The organism is Gelidibacter maritimus, assembly GCF_014062315.1.
Taxonomy (GTDB): domain Bacteria; phylum Bacteroidota; class Bacteroidia; order Flavobacteriales; family Flavobacteriaceae; genus Gelidibacter; species Gelidibacter maritimus.
This window is the reverse complement of record NZ_JACGLT010000046.1, coordinates 1-814: the sequence shown is the minus strand read 5'-3', so window position 1 is coordinate 814 and position 814 is coordinate 1. Positions and strand designations below refer to the sequence as shown.

At 33.2% G+C, this 814-nt stretch carries 1 protein-coding gene; it reads left to right on the top strand.

Features of this window, described 5'->3' with window-relative positions; all coding sequences use genetic code 11:
• The first annotated feature begins 113 nt into the window (after window positions 1-113).
• A complete protein-coding gene (locus tag H3Z82_RS19430) occupies window positions 114-590 on the top strand; it encodes an SRPBCC family protein (protein WP_182207116.1) in 477 nt (158 codons plus the stop codon).
• Window positions 591-814: the final 224 nt, after the last annotated feature.

The following is an 814-nucleotide window of genomic DNA, read 5'->3' as shown; positions in this document are numbered from 1 at the left end:
CATCCAGCTCACAAAATTCTTGCGAATTTTGAAACTTCGGATAGACTTAAAGCATTAGGTTAATAAATACGCAACAGCTCGTACACATAAACGTTAGCATACATACACACAAAATGCCGAAAATCGAACTTAAAACTGAAATAAAAGCTGAAAGAAAAGTTGTGTTTGACCTTTCGAGAAGTATTGATTTACATAAAATTTCGACTGAACAAACGAATGAAAAAGCCATAGCTGGAAAAACGAGCGGATTAATCGGAATGAACGAAAGTGTGACTTGGAGAGCTAAACATTTTGGAATTTATCAAAATCTGACTTCCAAAATAACGGAATTTGACCGACCAAATTACTTTGCGGACGAAATGGTAAAAGGAGCATTTAAGGAATTTAAACACGAACATTACTTTGCGGAATCGAATGGCGGAACTTTGATGACTGACATTTTTGATTATAAATCACCTTTTGGAATTTTAGGAAAATTAGCGGACAAAATGTTCCTCGAAAAATATATGACTGAATTATTAACTGAACGCAATAGAATCGTAAAAGAATTTGCGGAATCTGAAAAGTGGAAAGAACTAATAACTGAATAAAGTACGTATGCTAACACCGTGTATAATTAATGGCTGGTTATCGCCTACTTACGAAAATCCTCGCGGATTTTCTATTCGTTTTTATTTGCTAAATTAGGTGCTTAAACACGCCACTAATCATACACAATCACGTTGTACATAATGCAAAAAAACACTCGTTACGAAATTAAACTATCGAAATTTGAATGAAAAAATATTTTGAAAAATGGTATATAAGCTTGTTT

What these genes read in the sequence shown, in the direction of transcription:
- H3Z82_RS19430 (WP_182207116.1), top strand. Translation starts at nt 114, where the DNA reads ATGCCGAAAATCGAACTTAAAACTGAAATAAAAGCTGAAAGAAAAGTT.